The sequence below is a fragment of the Pseudonocardia asaccharolytica DSM 44247 = NBRC 16224 genome, from assembly GCF_000423625.1.
In the GTDB taxonomy this organism is placed as follows: Bacteria; Actinomycetota; Actinomycetes; order Mycobacteriales; family Pseudonocardiaceae; genus Pseudonocardia; species Pseudonocardia asaccharolytica.
Genome location: NZ_AUII01000006.1, coordinates 120,220 through 135,475, shown reverse-complemented (window position 1 = coordinate 135,475; position 15,256 = coordinate 120,220). Strand labels below are relative to the sequence as shown.

Annotated in this window: 13 protein-coding genes; 9 read left to right on the top strand and 4 right to left on the bottom strand. The window is 73.6% G+C overall.

Annotation, left to right across the window (positions count from 1 at the left end; genetic code table 11):
- The first annotated feature begins 7 nt into the window (after nucleotides 1-7).
- A complete protein-coding gene (locus G567_RS0109595; protein WP_028929808.1) occupies nucleotides 8-1,402 on the top strand; it encodes a WS/DGAT/MGAT family O-acyltransferase in 1,395 nt (464 codons plus the stop codon).
- Between the two features lie 55 nt (nucleotides 1,403-1,457).
- Entirely contained in the window at nucleotides 1,458-2,456 is a 999-nt protein-coding gene (locus tag G567_RS0109590; RefSeq protein WP_084796015.1) for an ABC transporter substrate-binding protein, read from the top strand.
- Here G567_RS0109590 and G567_RS27870 read toward each other — a convergent pair.
- Both G567_RS27870 and G567_RS0109580 read right to left on the bottom strand, forming a co-directional pair.
- The gene (locus G567_RS27870; protein WP_147201217.1) at nucleotides 2,437-3,258 is read right to left on the bottom strand and encodes a (2Fe-2S)-binding protein; all 822 of its coding nucleotides are present in this window, start codon (nucleotides 3,256-3,258) and stop codon (nucleotides 2,437-2,439) included. The genes G567_RS0109590 and G567_RS27870 overlap by 20 nt on opposite strands.
- A gap of 68 nt (nucleotides 3,259-3,326) precedes the next feature.
- The gene (locus G567_RS0109580) at nucleotides 3,327-4,907 is read right to left on the bottom strand and encodes a thiamine pyrophosphate-binding protein (RefSeq protein WP_028929806.1); all 1,581 of its coding nucleotides are present in this window, start codon (nucleotides 4,905-4,907) and stop codon (nucleotides 3,327-3,329) included.
- A 19-nt stretch (nucleotides 4,908-4,926) separates the two neighbouring features.
- Here G567_RS0109580 and G567_RS34795 point away from each other — a divergent pair, with 19 nt between their 5' ends.
- The 5 genes from G567_RS34795 to G567_RS0109555 all read left to right on the top strand — a co-directional run bounded on the left by G567_RS34795 (nucleotide 4,927) and on the right by G567_RS0109555 (nucleotide 9,079).
- Nucleotides 4,927-5,205, top strand: coding sequence for a hypothetical protein (locus tag G567_RS34795; RefSeq protein WP_161631686.1), 279 nt, complete (start codon nucleotides 4,927-4,929; stop codon nucleotides 5,203-5,205).
- 13 nt (nucleotides 5,206-5,218) lie between these two features.
- Nucleotides 5,219-6,397 (top strand): FAD binding domain-containing protein, encoded by a 1,179-nt coding sequence (locus G567_RS0109570; protein WP_051232681.1) that lies wholly within the window; start codon nucleotides 5,219-5,221, stop codon nucleotides 6,395-6,397.
- Between the two features lie 198 nt (nucleotides 6,398-6,595).
- Nucleotides 6,596-7,273 carry a response regulator transcription factor gene (locus G567_RS0109565; protein ID WP_028929803.1) on the top strand — a complete coding sequence of 226 codons (678 nt, stop codon included), beginning with the start codon at nucleotides 6,596-6,598 and terminating at the stop codon, nucleotides 7,271-7,273.
- Nucleotides 7,263-8,654, top strand: a complete 1,392-nt coding sequence (locus G567_RS27865; protein WP_084796013.1) for a sensor histidine kinase — start codon at nucleotides 7,263-7,265, stop codon at nucleotides 8,652-8,654. The genes G567_RS0109565 and G567_RS27865 overlap by 11 nt, the downstream gene beginning before the upstream one ends.
- 71 nt (nucleotides 8,655-8,725) lie before the next feature.
- A complete protein-coding gene (locus G567_RS0109555; RefSeq protein ID WP_028929802.1) occupies nucleotides 8,726-9,079 on the top strand; it encodes a PepSY domain-containing protein in 354 nt (117 codons plus the stop codon).
- 29 nt (nucleotides 9,080-9,108) lie between these two features.
- Here the strand turns inward: G567_RS0109555 and G567_RS0109550 are convergent, their stop codons facing one another.
- Together G567_RS0109550 and G567_RS0109545 are read right to left on the bottom strand one after the other, a co-directional pair.
- Entirely contained in the window at nucleotides 9,109-9,780 is a 672-nt protein-coding gene (locus G567_RS0109550; protein ID WP_028929801.1) for a response regulator transcription factor, read from the bottom strand.
- A complete protein-coding gene (locus G567_RS0109545; RefSeq protein ID WP_028929800.1) occupies nucleotides 9,777-11,342 on the bottom strand; it encodes a sensor histidine kinase in 1,566 nt (521 codons plus the stop codon). The genes G567_RS0109550 and G567_RS0109545 overlap by 4 nt, the downstream gene beginning before the upstream one ends.
- Before the next feature lie 261 nt (nucleotides 11,343-11,603).
- Between G567_RS0109545 and G567_RS0109540 the strand changes: the two genes are divergently transcribed.
- Together G567_RS0109540 and G567_RS0109535 are read left to right on the top strand one after the other, a co-directional pair.
- Nucleotides 11,604-14,777 carry an efflux RND transporter permease subunit gene (locus G567_RS0109540; protein ID WP_028929799.1) on the top strand — a complete coding sequence of 1,058 codons (3,174 nt, stop codon included), beginning with the start codon at nucleotides 11,604-11,606 and terminating at the stop codon, nucleotides 14,775-14,777.
- A gap of 33 nt (nucleotides 14,778-14,810) precedes the next feature.
- The gene (locus G567_RS0109535; RefSeq protein ID WP_028929798.1) at nucleotides 14,811-15,245 is read left to right on the top strand and encodes an efflux RND transporter periplasmic adaptor subunit; all 435 of its coding nucleotides are present in this window, start codon (nucleotides 14,811-14,813) and stop codon (nucleotides 15,243-15,245) included.
- The last annotated feature ends 11 nt before the right edge of the window (nucleotides 15,246-15,256 follow it).

Below are 15,256 nucleotides of genomic sequence, written 5' to 3'. Positions count from 1 at the left end.
ATCGCGGATGGGGCCGGACCGGCTGTCCGCACTTGACGCGTCTTTTCTGTACATGGAGCAGCCCACGACGGCGATGCACGTGGGCGGGGTGATGACGTTCCGTCCCCCGGAGGGCGGCGCGGGGTTCGATATCGACGCCTTCATCGAGCTCATCGGGCACCGGCTGGGGTTGGTCCCCCGCTACCGGCAGAAGGTGCGCGAGGTCCCGGGCCGGCTCGGGCCGCCGGTCTGGGTGGACGATCCGGCGTTCGACCTGAGCTACCACGTCCGCCGCTCCGCGCTGCCCGCGCCGGGGACCGACGAGGCCCTGCGCGAGCTCGCGGGCCGGGTGCTCGCCCGCAGGCTCGACCGGTCTCGCCCGCTGTGGGAGATCTACCTGGTGGAAGGGCTCTCCGACGACCGGCTGGCGATGATCACCAAGACCCACCACGCGATGGTCGACGGGCTGGCCTCGATGGACATCGGTGCCGTGCTGCTCGACCGGACCCCGCAACCCAGAAAGTCGCCCGCCGAGGACTGGCGGCCCGCCCCCGAGCCGTCCGGCCTGGATCTCGCCGCGGCGGCGGTGCTCGAAAACGTGCGCAGGCCGCGCGGCGCGCTCGACGCCGCCGCCAGGGCCGGCGCGGACCTCAAGCAGGCGGTCGCCGGGGTCGGACGAGTGGCGGGCGGGCTTCTCGACGCCGCCCGCAACGCCGCGCGCGGCGGCCCGCTGGCGCCGCTGAACCCGCCGATCGGCGAGCAGCGCCGCTTCGGGATGGCGCGGACGACGCTGGCCGACCACCGTGCCGTCCGCAAGGCACATTGCGGCACCGTCAACGACGTCGTCCTCGCCGTCGTCACCGGGGCGCTGCGGTACTGGCTGAGCACCCGCGGTGAACCGCTGGTCGAGGCCACCACGGTGCGGGCGATGGTCCCGGTCAGCACGCGCGCGCGCACCGGGTCGGCCGGGGGCAACCAGATCTCGGCCTACTTCGTCGACCTCCCCGTCGGCGAGCCGGATCCGGTGGCGCGGCTGTGCCGCATCGCCGCCGCGATGGGCGAGCAGAAGCGCGACGGCCGGGCGGCCGGGCCGACGGCGCTGGTCGGGCTGGCCGGGCTGGTCGCGCCTGCGGTGCACAACCTGGGCGCCCGGCTGACCAACGAGCTGTCGAGCCGGCTGTTCAACGTGCTGGTCACCCACGTCCCCGGCCCGCCGCGGCCGCTGTATGCGATGGGTGCGCGGATGGAGGATCTCTACCCGGTGGTGCCGCTGGCCAAGGGGCAGGCGGTGGCCATCGGGATCACCTCCTACGACGGCCGGATCTGCTACGGGCTCAACGCCGACCGGGACGCGATGCCCGACGTGGACGTGCTCGCCGGCGCGATGAACTCCTCATTGGCGGAGCTGCTCGAGCGCGTCTGAGCCGGCACAGCGACCCACGCTGATCCTGTTTGATGAGGCTTGCTTTACTTTTGGTATGCCTGCCTTGTCGATGCTCGTCCATGCCATCCCGCCGGTGCCCGATGTCCGCGACACGACACGCCGCGAGTTCTTCGCGTTGCTGGCGGCCGCCGGGCTGGTGACCGCGGGCTGCGGCGCCGAGACCGGTGCCGCCCCGCAACGGTCCACCCGCACCGTGGCCGGGGGCGCCGGCCCGGTCGAGGTGCCGGTTCGGCCGCAGCGGGTGGTGACCCTGGGGGAGGCGCTGACGGGACATCTCGCCTCGGTCGGGCTGTTGCCGGTGGGCGCGCAGGAGGGGATGGCGGCGTGGCTCGACGCGTACCGCTCGCTGCTGCCGCCGGAGGCGGACGTCGAGTCGATCGTCCCGGTCGGGGTGGCGGAGACGCCGAACCTCGAGCTGATCGCCCAGCTCGATCCCGAACTGATCCTGATCGAGCGCGACGCCATGGCCTTTCACGAGAAGCTGTCCCGGATCGCCCCCACGGTCGTGATCGACCGGCCGTCCAACGCCGACTGGCGCACCGCGTTCGATCAGGCCGTGGAGGCCGCCGACCGGGCCGACGAGGCCGCCGTCGTCCGCGACCGCTACCACCAGGCCGTCGCCCGGGTACCGGAAGCGGCCCGCCAGACCACGGTGACCTTCCTGCGCGGCCGGGGCGCGGACGGGTTCCGCATCGACGGCACCGGAGCCTTCGCCGGTGATGTCGCCGCCGAGGCCGGGTTCGCGGTGGACAACGGCGGCGCGGGCGGGAGGCCGTCGGAACACGGTTACGTGGCCTACAGCCTCGAGCAGCTGTCCGCGGTCACCGGCGACGTGATCGTCGTGCCCACCCGGCCGGGGGTGAGCGGCACCGAGGGGCTGGAGGACAGCCCGCTGTGGCCCGGCCTGCCGGCCGTGCGGTCGGGGCGCGTGCTGCGGTTGCCCAATGCGGTCTACAACGGCGGTACCTACGTCGCGGCCCAGCTGCTGGTGCAGGCCCTGTCCGAGGGCGTGCTCAGTCCGTCGAGCGGCTGAGCAGCGCGCCCAGCCGCTCGACGGAGTGCTCCCGCGGGACGAGGGGGCAGGTCGCGCAGTAGCGGGCGGGGCGCGTGACGGACTTGTAGCGCAGGCAGCACACGGACTTGCGCTTGAACAGCTCGGTGCGGCCGGCGTGCTCGACCTCCAGCCAGTCGACGTCGAGCCGAAGGGGGCGAACCGCGGCCCCGCCCAGCGTCGCCTCGGCCTCCGCGCGGGCCCGCTCGGCCGCCTCGGCGTGCTTCCCAACCTCCAGGAACCCGAGGGCGATCCGGTCGGCCAAGCCCTGCCACAACGCGCGTCTGCCGCGCCGCCCGAGCCGCGAGACCAGCTCGACGAAGGGCTCGAACAGGCGGTGGGAGTGCGCGACGAGGGCGCGCTGCAGATCGTCCACGCCCGCTACGACGGTGACGTCCGGTCGGGCGGCCGCCGGGTCATCGGAGAGGGCGAGCAGCGAGGCGTCCGCGATGGCCAGGTCCGGCGGTTCGGCCGGGCCGGCCGGGAACCGGAGGAGGATCCGCCCGGGCTCGAGGACCGGTAGCCGCCGCTCGGCGAACAGCATCGCGGCCAGCACACCGACCACGGGGCCGCCGACCCGGCCGACGAGGGTCTGGGCGGCGAGCGCTCGCCCGCCGCCCAGCGCGGCGTCCACCTCGGCGAGCAGACCCTCGACGGCGTGCTCGGTGAGCAGTTGTGAATACGTCAGCCAGCCCGGTCCGTGCGGCCGGCCGCACCGCACCGGCCAGAACGGGAGCGGACCCGCGGTCCTGGCAAGGCTGGGTGCGAGGGGGTGCTCTGCCATGGCCGGCGTGTGGCTCATTTTCAGAGCCTATCCAACTGAGGTAAGCCTGCGCTAAGCGGAGTGGGGCGTTACGGGCCGCGCGACACCTCCAGCAGATGGCGGTATCCGCTCGGGTCCACGCGCGCGTCGAGCAGGAACGGACCGCCGTCCACCCCGGCCAGCGCCGCGCGGACCCCCGCGAGGTCGTCGGCGACCGCGGCGGGCACGCCCATCGCCGTCGCGACGCCGGCGAAGTCGACTCGGCCGTACCGCACCGCACCCGTGCCGCCCTGCCCGGCCCGCTGCTTGACCTCGATGAGGCTGAGCGCGGCATCGTCGAACACCACGACGGTGACCGGCAGCGCGAGCCGGGCGAGTGTCTCCAGCTCGGCCAGCGCCATCCCCAGCCCGCCGTCCCCGACCAGGCAGAACCCCCGCCTTCCGGGGTGAGCCAGCGCCGCGCCGATCGCCGCGGGCAGCGCGTAGCCCATGGTGGCCAGCCCGTTGGAGATGAGCACCTGGTGTGGGCGGGTCGCCGGCCAGAACGGCATCGCGGCGAGCATGTGCGCGCCGGCGTCGACGGTGATCCGGGCGGCCCCCGCCACGTCCCGGACGGCGTGCGCGAGGTCGACAGGGTGAAGCCCGCCGCCGCGGGGACCGGCCGCGAGCTCCGCCAGCCGTGCCTCGCGGTGTCGCCGCCCGGCATCGGCGGACCACCGCGGATCGGTGGCGGCGAGCACGGCGGGCAGCGTCGTACCCGGCGGCCCGGCGACGACGGTCGGCTCGCCGTAGTACGCGCCGTCGCCGGCGGTGGGGGCGAGCAGCACGACCGGCGCCGCGTAGGGCCACGGGCCGGGCATCGGCTCGACGCCGTCCAATCCGACACCCACGACGAGATCGGCCTGCGCCAGCAGCGGCCGCTCCAACGCGGCATTGGTGAACAGCCCGGCGGCCTGCGGCCCGGTGGCGTCGACGGTGCCCAGTGCCTGGTAGGTGGTCAGCACCGGGACGCGAACCCGGTCGAGGGCGCGCCGCAGCACAGCGGCGCTCGGCGGCGCGGCGACCCCCAGCACCACCACCGGACGGCGCCGGCCCGCGGCGATCGCCGTCGCCCGGTGCAGCGCGGCGCCGTCGACGCCAGTGGGGGCGGCGGGCGCCGGTGGATTGTCCCCCGGCACGCCCGGATCGACGTCGAGCTGGACCGCCCCTGGGGGCGGACCGGCCGCGAGACGGGCCGCGGCGGCGACGGTCCCGGCCGGATCGCGATACCCCAGGACGCCGTTCCAGATGGTGAGCGGGGCCGCGACCGCCCGCTGGTCGAGTCGCTGATGCCCGACGCGAGTCCGCTGGTCCGCGGGCACGCAGTCACTGAGCAGCAGCAGCGGGGCCCGGTCGAGGGTGGCCTGCCCGAGCCCGTTGGCGGCGCTGGTCAGGCCCGGCCCCCGGGTGACCAGCGCGACGCCGACGGTGTGCGTGAGCAGCCCGAACACCCCGGCCGTCACGCATGCGGCCGACTCGGTGTGCGTCAGGGTGAAGTCGATGTCGCGCAGGGCGGCGACCTCGATCATCTCCAGGTTCGCCCCGCCTCCGGGTATCCCGAACAACCTGCGCACCCCGACGCCGGCCAGGCCGCGACCCTGCGGACCGAACGGGTGGGCCGAGGCCGACATGTTCTCTACGCTAACCGCCATGACGATCAGCGTTGCTCGTTTCCTGGATGTTGCCGACGGGGTGCAGCCCGGCCAGTTCACCCTCGGCGGCCATGACACGGTCTCGGCGCTGTCGGGCCTGGACCCCATCTACACGCAGTTGCTCGAGGACCCCCGGGTCGTCGCCCAGCTCGACCGGATCTGGACCAAGTACACCGGCAACCCACCGCCCTACGGCCTGCGCGACCCCTCGATCGACGAGCGCCGGGTGCTGTTCGAGATGGGGGTCGACCGGGTCGCGACCTTCGGACGGCCCTGAGCCGTTGCCCGCCGTGCCGACCGTCGCGGTGGTCGGCGGATCCCTGGGCGGGCTCACCGCCGCCCTGGTCCTCACCGACATCGGCTGCGACGTCACCGTGCTCGAACGCTCGTCCGCGAGACTGGAGGCCCGCGGGGCGGGCATCGCCGTTCTCGACGAGACGATGCGCTGGTTCGCCGAGAAGACCGAGATCGACCCGGGCTCGCTGTGCAGCGCGACGTCGTTCATCCGGTTCCTCGACGCCGGCGGCGGGCTGGTGCACGAACGCGCGCACGGCTACCGGTTCTCCTCGTGGAACACCATCTACCGGGCCCTGCTGGCGCAGCTGCCTGCCGAGCGCTACGAGCTGGGCCGCGAGGTCGGGTCGATCTCGTCGCGGGCCGGTGACGTCGAGGTGGTGCTGGCGCGCGGGCAGCGACGACGCGTGGAGCTGGTGGTGGCCGCCGATGGGGTCGCCTCGGGTACCCGGGCGGCGCTGCTCCCGCAGGTCGCCCCCTCCTACTCCGGATATGTCGCCTGGCGCGGAACCATGCCGGAGTCGGCGCTGCGTCCGGCGACGTTCGCGGCGCTCGCGGACGCCATCACCTACCAGGTGCTGCCCGGCAGCCACGTCCTCGTCTACCCGATCCCCGGGCCGTCCGGGGCGCTGGCCGCGGGCGAGCGGCTGATGAACTTCGTCTGGTACCGCAACGTCGCCGCGGGTCCGGCGTTCACGGACCTCATGACCGGACGGGACGGCCGGTCGCATCCGGTCTCGCTGCCGCCGGGCGCGACGCGCGAGAAGCACGTCGAACGGCTGCGCTCCGACGCGGCGGACCTGCTCGCGCCGGTGCTCGCCGAGGCGGTGCTCGGGGTGGCCGAACCGTTCGTCCAGGCCGTGTTCGACGTCGAGGTGCCCCGGATGGCGTTCGGCCGGATCTGTCTCGTCGGCGACGCGGCGTTCGCCATCCGTCCGCATGCGGCCGCCGGCACCGCGAAGGCTGCCGCTGACGGGTGGGAGCTCGCCGCCCAGCTCGTCGCCCACGGTGGGGCGGTGGAACCCGCACTGGCGGAGTGGGAGCGCCGGCAGCTCGCGCTCGGGCGGACCGTGCTGGAGCGCAGCCGCCGGATCGGGGACGCCTCGCAGCGGCATGCCACGTTCACCCCCGGCGACCCGGTGTTGATTTTCGGACTGCGCGGGCCCGGCCGCTGACAAGATCGGCATTTGGGCGGCCGCAACCGTGCGGATCGCGGCTCCCGGCTCCGAAACGCCGATCTCCACCTCGCCGCTGGTGCGGTACGCCGTGCTCGGCAACCATCAGAGGGCGGGCCTTCGACCGGTACGTCGACACGCGCTCGCCGCAGGTCGATCCTTGGCCGGCACGGATCGGCGCGGGTCTCGGGAGGACCGATGCGACTGCTGGTGGTCGAGGACGAGACGGTGATGGCTGCGGGGTTGCGGTCCGGCCTGGAAGCCGAGGGCTTCACCGTCGACGTGGCGGCGGACGGGATCGACGGACTGTGGCTCGCCGGCGAGCATTCCTACGATGCGATCGTGCTGGATCTGATGCTGCCCGGCCTGGACGGTCACTCGGTGTGCCGGGAGCTGCGCGCGGCGCAGAACTGGACCCCGGTCCTGGTGCTCACCGCACGCGATGACGAGCGCGACGAGGTCGGTGCGCTGGACATCGGTGCCGACGACTATCTGACCAAGCCGTTCTCCTATGCGGTGCTGCTGGCCCGGTTGCGCTCGCTGCTGCGCCGGGGGGCCACCGAGCGGCCCGCCGTGCTGGAGGCGGGCGACCTGCGGCTGGACCCCGCGACCAAACAGGTCTGGCGGGGGGCGAACGAGGTGGCGCTGACCGCCCGCGAGCTGGCGCTGCTGGAGTTCCTGCTGCGCCGCCGCGGGCAGGTCGTCTCCAAGCGGCAGGTTCTCGACCACGTGTGGGGGGAGGATTTCGAGGGCGACCCGAACATCGTCGAGGTCTACGTCCGGCACCTGCGCAACAAGCTCGACCGGCCGTTCGACCGAGAGACGATCCGGACGGTCCGCGGCGCCGGCTACCGGGTCGAGCCCGATGCCGAATGAGGCCCGACGCCGGCCGCGGGCGGGGGCCCGCTCGGTCCGGGTGCGCACCGCCCTCGCCGCCGTCGCCGTCGTGGCGCTGGCGACCTCGGTGGGCGCGTTGCTGCTGCTCACCGTGCTGCGTGAGCTGCTGACCGACGAGCTCGCCGCCGCCGCCCGCAGCCGTGCGCTGCAGATCGACGCGTCCCTGCGCACCAGCCCGGTGCGGCCGGTGCTTGCGGTGGGTGACCTCGAGGACGACGTCGCCCAGCTCGTCAGCTCGGACGGCACGGTGCTGGCGGCGAGCCCGAACGCCGCGGGTCGTCCCCCGCTCGTGTGGCCGGCACCGGACGACCCGGTCGAGATCATCGGCCCGGTCGACGCCGAGCGACTGCTCGTCGTGTCGCACTGGATGGACGGTGAGGTCGTGCTCGTCGCGCGCACCGTCGATGTACGGGACGACGCGCTGCGGTTCGTCGCCGACCTGCTCCTGATCGGATTGCCGCTGCTGCTGCTCATCGTCGCGGTGTTGGCCTGGGTTCTGGTCGGCCGGGCGCTGCGGCCGGTGGAGGGGATTCGCCGGGAGGTCGACGAGATCTCCTCGACGGCCCTGCATCGCCGGGTTCCCGAATCCCCGGGAGCCGACGAGATCGCCCTGCTGGCGCGCACCATGAACCGGATGCTCGACCGGCTGGAACGCTCTCAGCAGCGGCAGCGCCGGTTCGCCTCCGACGCCTCGCACGAGCTCCGATCCCCGGTCGCGGCGATCCGGCAGTCCGCCGAGGTCGCGCTGGCCCATCCGGACCGCACCAGCGTGCTCGAGCTGGCCCGCACCGTCCTGGACGAGAATCTACGGGTGCAGCGTCTGGTCGAGGACCTGTTGCTACTGGCCCGGGTGGACGAGCACAGCTTGCGGTTGCGGACCGTCCCGCTCGATCTCGACGACCTGGTGTTCGCCGAGGCCGAGCGGCTTTGCGAGATCAGTGGCCTGCGGGTGGACACCACCGGGGTGTCTGCGGGCCGGGTCCGCGGCGACGCCGACGGGCTGCGCCGGGTACTTGCGAACCTGGGAGACAACGCCGCCCGGCACGCCCGGTCCAGGGTCGCCTTCACGCTCGCCGAAACCGCGGCCGGGGTGGTCCTCACCGTCGACGACGACGGGCCGGGCATCCCCCCGGCCGAGCGGGAGCGGGTGCTGGAGCGGTTTGTTCGGCTCGACGACGCCCGGGCCCGCGACGCCGGGGGCAGCGGGCTCGGGCTGGCCATCGTGAGCGAGCTGGTCACCGCCCACGGCGGCAGTCTGATGATCTCCGGCAGCCGGGATGGTGGCGCCCGTCTGCGGCTGACCTTCCCGCCGGTGACTGCCGACGCGCCGCCGTCGAGGTCACCGGCGGACCGGGGCTGAGATCAGCGGCGTTCAGGGACCGTTCAGCGCCGATCGGGCACCATGCGGGGGATCCGCGGAAAGGAACGAGCGTGCGCAAGCTGATCTGGATCGGCGGTGCCGCGGTGGCGTTGGCAGTGGCGGTCGCGGTCGGCACCGGGACCGCCGCCGGGCTGACCGCAGCTCCGGCCACGGTAGCAGTGCAGGACACCGACGACGGTCCGGAGACCTCCGACGCTCCGCTGACCGGCCGTGACCTGGAGCGGGCGACCCAGGCCGCGCTGGCCCACACCGGTGGCGGCACCGTGACCGAGACCGAGGCCGGTGACGACGGTGCGGCCTACGGCGTCGAGATCCGCACCCCCGATGGCCGGCACGTCGAGGTCAATCTGGACGGCAACTTCGCGGTGACCGGTCAGGAAGCCGACGACAACGACAACGACTGAGCCAGGCCAACCCCGGCCGCCGACCCCCGTCAACCCTCGGACCCGGCGTTGATCAGCGCCACCGCCCCGAGCTGCGAGCTGACCTCCAGCTTGGCCAGGATCGCCCGGATCTGGCTGCGCACCGTGGTGACCGAGACGACGGACTCCTCGGCGATCTCGGCGGCCCGGCGCCCCTCGGCCAGTCGCTGGAGCACGAGTCGCTCGCGGGCGGTCAGCCGGGCGAGCAGCGCGGCCCGCCGGGCGGCCCCGGCTCGTTCCCTGCGGTCGAGCCCCAGCCACGTCTGGCGCTCCTGCTCGGTCATGACCGGCGTCCCGGCCACGGCCCGCAGCACGGTCTCGAACAGGGTGGCGAACGAGGCGGACTTCGGGACCTGGCCGATCGCTCCGGCGGCGATCGCCGCCGCGACCTGCGCGAGCCGCCGCTCCGCGCTGACCACGAGGACGGCCCAACCCGCGGCCCGCAGCATCGCGATCGCGTCGACGCCATCGATCGGGACGCCGTGCGGGCCCCGGCCGAGTTCGAGGTCGAGCAGCACAAGACCCGGCGGGTGGGCGGCGGCCTCGCGGACGATGCCGGGCACCGTGGTCTCGGTGCAGCAGTGGGCGTCGATGTGCTGGGCGCGCAGGGTGGCGACCAGCACCTCCCGGACCAGCTCGTGATCGTCCACCACGAGCACCACGGGGTACGCCGGCCCCGTCATCGCGATCCCCGTTCGCTGGGCCGGGTCCCGCGCGGCCCGTCGGTCCACGGCGGTGGCTGCCCGGTCCGACCCCGGGCCTCGCCGGACGCCGTCAGGACCTGGCGGCGGGCCACCGGCGGCGGCACTCGTGGCAGCTCGACGATCACCGCGCAGCCACCGAGACCTCCGCGCCCCAGCACCCGCAGGCTGCCGCCGACGCTGTCGAGCAACTCCCGGCTGACGAACAGCCCGAGGCCGTGCCCGTCACTCGCCGCGCCGCGCACGCCCCGTCCGAGCACCAGCCGCTCCTGGCCCCGGGTGAGGCCGGGGCCGTCGTCGCAGACCTCGACCTGAATCCGGCTGCCCACCGCGGCGGCGCGGACCCGGACCGCGGCGCCGGGCGCGTGCTGGGCACTGTTGCTCAGCAGGTTGCCGATCACCTGGGTGAGCACGTCGGGCGATCCGGTGGTGCGCAATCCGGGCCGGCTGTCCAGCTCGATGCGCGCGCCTGCGGCCTGGCGCAGCCGGACGACGTCGTCGAGCACCGGGGTGATCTCGTAGCCCCGCTGGTCCGGGACGTGCGCGGCGCCGCCGGGCTGGTCGCCCTCCAGGATCGCGGCCAGCCGGGAGAGCTCGTGCAGCACCGCGAAGCGCAGGTGTTCCTGCTCGGCGTCCCCGCGGCCCGCGCTGAGCAGCTGGGTGATCCCGGTCAGCCCGGTCAACCCGTTGCGCAGCTCGTGGTCGCGCTCGGCGACCCGGGCGCTCGCCCGCTCCATATGCGCGGCCGCGACCCGCAGCTCCTCCTGCTCGTCGCGGACCGCGTCGACCTCGCCGCGGACGAGCCGGAGGGTGCCGACGAGCACGGTCAGCATGCCGACCAGCCCGATCGCGCCGAACACCAGGTCGGGTTCGGTCTGCTCGACGCCGGTCCCGACCTGGTAGAGGTGCGCCACCCCGACCATCAGCAGGCCAAGGCTCATCCACCACACCGTCGGGTCCCGCCGGAGCACCCCGCCGAGCACCAGCCAGGTGCTGGTCACCATCCAGGCGAGGATCACCACGACGCTCAGCACCACGGGCTGGGTGAGCGGGGTGAACACCCCCGGGAGGGCCACCGCGCCGTGCGCGGCGCCGATCGACGCCAGCACACCGGTCGCGGCGGCGAGCCACGGCGCCCAGTGCCCGAGCCGCACCGGCGGCCGCACGGCGATCAGCAGCACGACCAGCACGACAGCGAACGCCGCCATCCGCGCCGCGATGACGATGGGGGCGCCTTTCAGGGGCTCCGGCCACAGGGTGGTGCTGGGCACGACGGCGAAGGTGTAGAGGGCGAGCGCCGCGGCGATCCAGCTCGGCCGGACGTCCCCGAAGAGCCGTCCGGAGACGTCCCCGAGCAGCGCGGTGGCCGAGCCGAGCCCAACCGTGCCGAGGATCAGCAGATTCAGCGCGTCGTCCTGCCCGACGGCCCCGTTCGCCGATTCCAGCAGGGCGAGCCCGACCATGGCCAGCCCGATGAGATACACCCCGATCAGGTCGCGGACCCCCGCGACGAGTCGACCGCGCGGATGGCTCGAGGCCGGCACCGCACGCCCATGGTGTCCCATCCCGCTCGCCCCCTCGGCTGGTGGGAGGACTGTGCTGGGCCTTGCAGGGGATGTTCGCCGCACGGACCGGCGGCGTTACCGCTGAACGGGCGATTTCCTCCGACCGGCCGCGCGGGCCGGGCCGGAAAAATCCCATAAATTGACGATGCCCGTCCCGGGGTGCCGACCCCAGGCTGAGCGGTCGGTGGCTGAACGTTCGCTGAACGAGCCGTGAGACATCCCGAGACGAGGCGGCCAGCCATGCTCCGCTGGGCGGTCCAGACCAGTATCACGTTCCGTCTGCTCATCGTGGCGCTGGCCGCGGGGGTGCTGGCCCTGGGTGTGATCCAGTTCCAGAACACCCGGATGAACGCGCTCCCCGAGTTCAGCCCGCCCTACGTCGAGGTCCAGACCGAGGCGCTCGGGCTCTCCGCCGAGGAGGTCGAGCAGCTGATCACGGTCCCGCTCGAGCAGGACCTGTTCAACAGCGTCGCCTTCCTCGACGAGATCCGGTCCGACTCGGTGCCCGGGCTGTCGTCGATCGTGATGATCTTCGAGCCGGGCACCGACCTCTATCGGGCGCGTCAGCTGGTGTCGGAGCGGCTGACGCAGACGGCCGCGTTGCCGAACGTGTCCAAGTCACCGGTCATGCTCGAGCCGGTCTCGTCGGCCAGCCGCGCGCTGGTCCTCGGGATGTCCTCGCAGCAGCTCTCGCTCATCGAGCAGTCGGTCCTCGCGCGCTGGACCATCAAGCCGCGCCTGCTCGGCGTCCCCGGCGTGTCCAACGTGTCGGTCTTCGGCCAGCGGGAGCGGCAGCTGCAGGTGCAGGTCGACCCGGCCGAGCTGGAGGCCAAGGGCGTCGGCCTGCAGGACGTCATCAGCACGACCGGCAACGCGACCTGGGCCTCGCCGCTGACCTTCCTGGAGGCCTCGACCCCGGGCACCGGCGGGTTCATCGACACCCCCAACCAGCGGCTGTCGGTGCAGAACGTCTCGCCGATCGTGGACGCCAGGAGCCTCGCCCAGGTCGCTGTCGAGGGGCACCCCGGGCTGCGCCTCGGGGATGTGGCCACGGTCGTCGAGGACCACCAGCTGCTCATCGGTGACGGCATCGTGGGCGATACCAGCGGCCTGATGATCGTCATCGAGAAGTTCCCGGACGCCAATACGGTCGAGGTCACCCGGGGCGTCGAGGCCGCGCTGCGGGAACTCGCTCCCGGCCTCGGGGACGTGCGGATCGACGCGACCGTGTACCGGCCGGCCAGCTTCGTCGAGACCGCGATGCGCAACCTGGGCCTGACCCTGCTCATCGGGGTGGCGCTGGCGCTGCTGCTGATCGGACTGTTCCTGTTCTCCTGGCGTACCGCGGTGATCGCGATCGTGACCATTCCGCTGGCGGTCGCCACCGCGGTGGTGGTGCTCGACCTGTTCGGCGTCACGATGAACCTGCTCGTGGTGCTCGGCCTGGTCGCCGCGCTGGTCGTGGTCATCGACGACGCCGTCCGCGACCCGGAGGCGATCGCCGGCCGGCTGGCCGACCGGCGGACCGACGGTGCGGCCAACGGGAGCCGCACGGCCGCGATCGTCCGGGGCGCGTTCTCGATGCGCCGGCCGGCGATCTACGCCACGCTGATCGTCGCGCTGGCCGTGGTGCCGGTGTTCTTCGTCCCCGGCTCCCCGGGTGCCTTCGTCGCCCCGCTGGCCGTCGCGTACCTGATCGGGCTGGCGTCCGCGATGCTGGTCGCGCTGCTGGTGATCCCGGCGCTGGCCTCGTTCCTGGCGGCCCGCGGCGGCGCGCACCGGGAGGCCCCGGTGGTGCGCCGGCTGCAGCGCGGCTACGACCGGCTCGGCGGCCGCGCCGTGCCGCGGGCCCGCTCCGCCCTGGTGGCCGCGATCGTCGTGGTGGTGACCGGCGCGGCCATGCTGCCGCTGCTGTCCACCTCGCTGATGCCGACCCTGCGGGAGTCCGACCTGCTCATCACCTTCGACGGGTCGGCGGGGGTGTCGCGGCCGGAAATGGCCCGGGTCACCGCGGCGGCCGGCGCCGAGCTGCGCGCACTGCCCGGCGTCGACCAGGTCGGGGCCCACGTCGGGCGGGCCCTGCAGTCCGACCAGGTCGCCGACGTCGACGCGGGCGAGATCTGGGTGCATCTCGACCCGGCGGCGGACCACGACGCCACCGTCGCCGCGGTCCAGGAGATCGTGAGCGGCTACCCCGGGCTGGAACGCGCGGTCCAGACCTACCTCGGGGAGCAGAGCGGGACGGTGCTGTCCAGCCCCGACTCCGAGCTGGTCGTGCGCGTGTACGGCGAGGACTCCGCGGTCCTGAACACCAAGGCCGATGAAGTGGTGACGCTGCTGTCCGGCGTCGACGGCCTGCAGAACGCCACCGTCCAGCGGGCGCCGCTGCGGCCGACCCTGCAGGTCGAGGTCGACCTGGCCAAGGCCCAGCAGTTCAACATCAAGCCCGGGGATGTGCGGCGCACCATCGCCACGCTGCTGGCCGGCCTCGAGGCCGGCAGTGTGTTCGAGGAGCAGAAGGTCTTCGAGGTCATCGTCTGGGGCACCCCCGAGCTGCGCCACAGCCTCGCCAGCGTGCAGAACCTGCTCGTCGACCGGCCCGACGGCGCCGGGCAGGTCCGGGTCGGGGACGTGGCGAACGTCCGGATCGTCCCGGCCGCCGCGGTGATCCACCGCGACTCGTCGTCCCGCTTCCTCGACGTCACCGCGACCGTCGCCGGGCGCAGCTACGGCGCGGTCGAGGCCGAGGTGCGGGAGAAGCTGAGCGCGGTGGCGTTCCCGTTCGAGCACCGGGCCGAGATCGTCGGTGACTACGCGGCGCGGCAGGCGGCGATGTGGCAGATCATCGGGGTGGCCGCCGTCGCGCTGGTCCTGATCTACCTGCTGCTGCAGGCCGCGACGCGCAGCTGGTGGCTGGCACTGGTCTTCCTCGCGACCCTCCCGGTCGCGCTGGCCGGCGGCGCGATCGCCACGGCGATCGGCGGCGGTGTCGTCTCGCTCGGGACGCTGATGGGCCTGCTCACCATCGCGGCGCTCAGCCTGAAACTGACGCTCTCGCTGACCGGCGAGTTCCAGGAGCTGCGGGCCGCGGGCGAGGAGGCCGGACCGCAGCTGGTACGCCGGGTGGTGCGCGAACGCCTCGGCCCGATCGTGACCAGCACGATCGCGATCGCGCTGGCCGTGCTGCCGATCGTGATCGCCGGTCCGGTCGCCGGGCTGGAGCTGCTGCACCCGATGGCCGTCACGGTGCTCGGCGGATTGGTCACCACCACCCTGCTGGTCCTGTGGGTGATCCCGGGGCTGTACGCGGCCCGGGCCGGGCGACAGGAGGAGGACCTCGAGCTCACGACGCCGGCGGTTCGCGGCGGCGAGGACACCGGCGAGGAGCTCGTGGCCGGCGGGACCAGGACATGAGCACAGGTGCCGGCGACGCAGAGGAGCAGGAGAATGCACCGCACAACCCGTTGGATCGCGGCTGCCGCGGTCGTCGTGGGCGCCGCCCTGCCGATCGCGGCCTGCGGCCAGTCCGAGGCGACCACCGCGAAGGCCCCGGAGCCGGCGAAGGTCGAGCCGATCGGCGACACCGGCGTCAAACGGATCACCCTGACCGACAAGGCGGTCGAGCGCCTGGCCATCGAGACCTTCCCGGTGACCGAGCACGACGGCCGGCTGGTGATGCCGCACGCGGCGCTGCTCTACCTGCCGGACGGCACGACGTTCGCCTACACCAACCCGGAGGGCCACAGCTACGTCCGGGCGCCGGTGACCGTCGAGAGCATCCGCGGCGAGCAGGCCGTGCTCACCTCGGGCCCGGCGGCCGGCACCGCCGTGGTGACCGCCGGCGGGGCCGAGCTGTGGGGCGCCGAGTTCGGCATCAAGTAACGGTTCGAACG

Coding starts and splice junctions, on each gene's coding strand:
- G567_RS0109535 (WP_028929798.1), top strand. CDS start 14,811: ATGCACCGCACAACCCGTTGGATCGCGGCTGCCGCGGTCGTCGTGGGC.
- G567_RS0109540 (WP_028929799.1), top strand. CDS start 11,604: ATGCTCCGCTGGGCGGTCCAGACCAGTATCACGTTCCGTCTGCTCATC.
- G567_RS27865 (WP_084796013.1), top strand. CDS start 7,263: ATGCCGAATGAGGCCCGACGCCGGCCGCGGGCGGGGGCCCGCTCGGTC.
- G567_RS0109590 (WP_084796015.1), top strand. CDS start 1,458: ATGCCTGCCTTGTCGATGCTCGTCCATGCCATCCCGCCGGTGCCCGAT.
- G567_RS0109565 (WP_028929803.1), top strand. CDS start 6,596: ATGCGACTGCTGGTGGTCGAGGACGAGACGGTGATGGCTGCGGGGTTG.
- G567_RS34795 (WP_161631686.1), top strand. CDS start 4,927: ATGACGATCAGCGTTGCTCGTTTCCTGGATGTTGCCGACGGGGTGCAG.
- G567_RS0109580 (WP_028929806.1), bottom strand. CDS start 4,907: ATGTCGGCCTCGGCCCACCCGTTCGGTCCGCAGGGTCGCGGCCTGGCC.
- G567_RS0109550 (WP_028929801.1), bottom strand. CDS start 9,780: ATGACGGGGCCGGCGTACCCCGTGGTGCTCGTGGTGGACGATCACGAG.
- G567_RS0109595 (WP_028929808.1), top strand. CDS start 8: ATGGGGCCGGACCGGCTGTCCGCACTTGACGCGTCTTTTCTGTACATG.
- G567_RS27870 (WP_147201217.1), bottom strand. CDS start 3,258: ATGGCAGAGCACCCCCTCGCACCCAGCCTTGCCAGGACCGCGGGTCCG.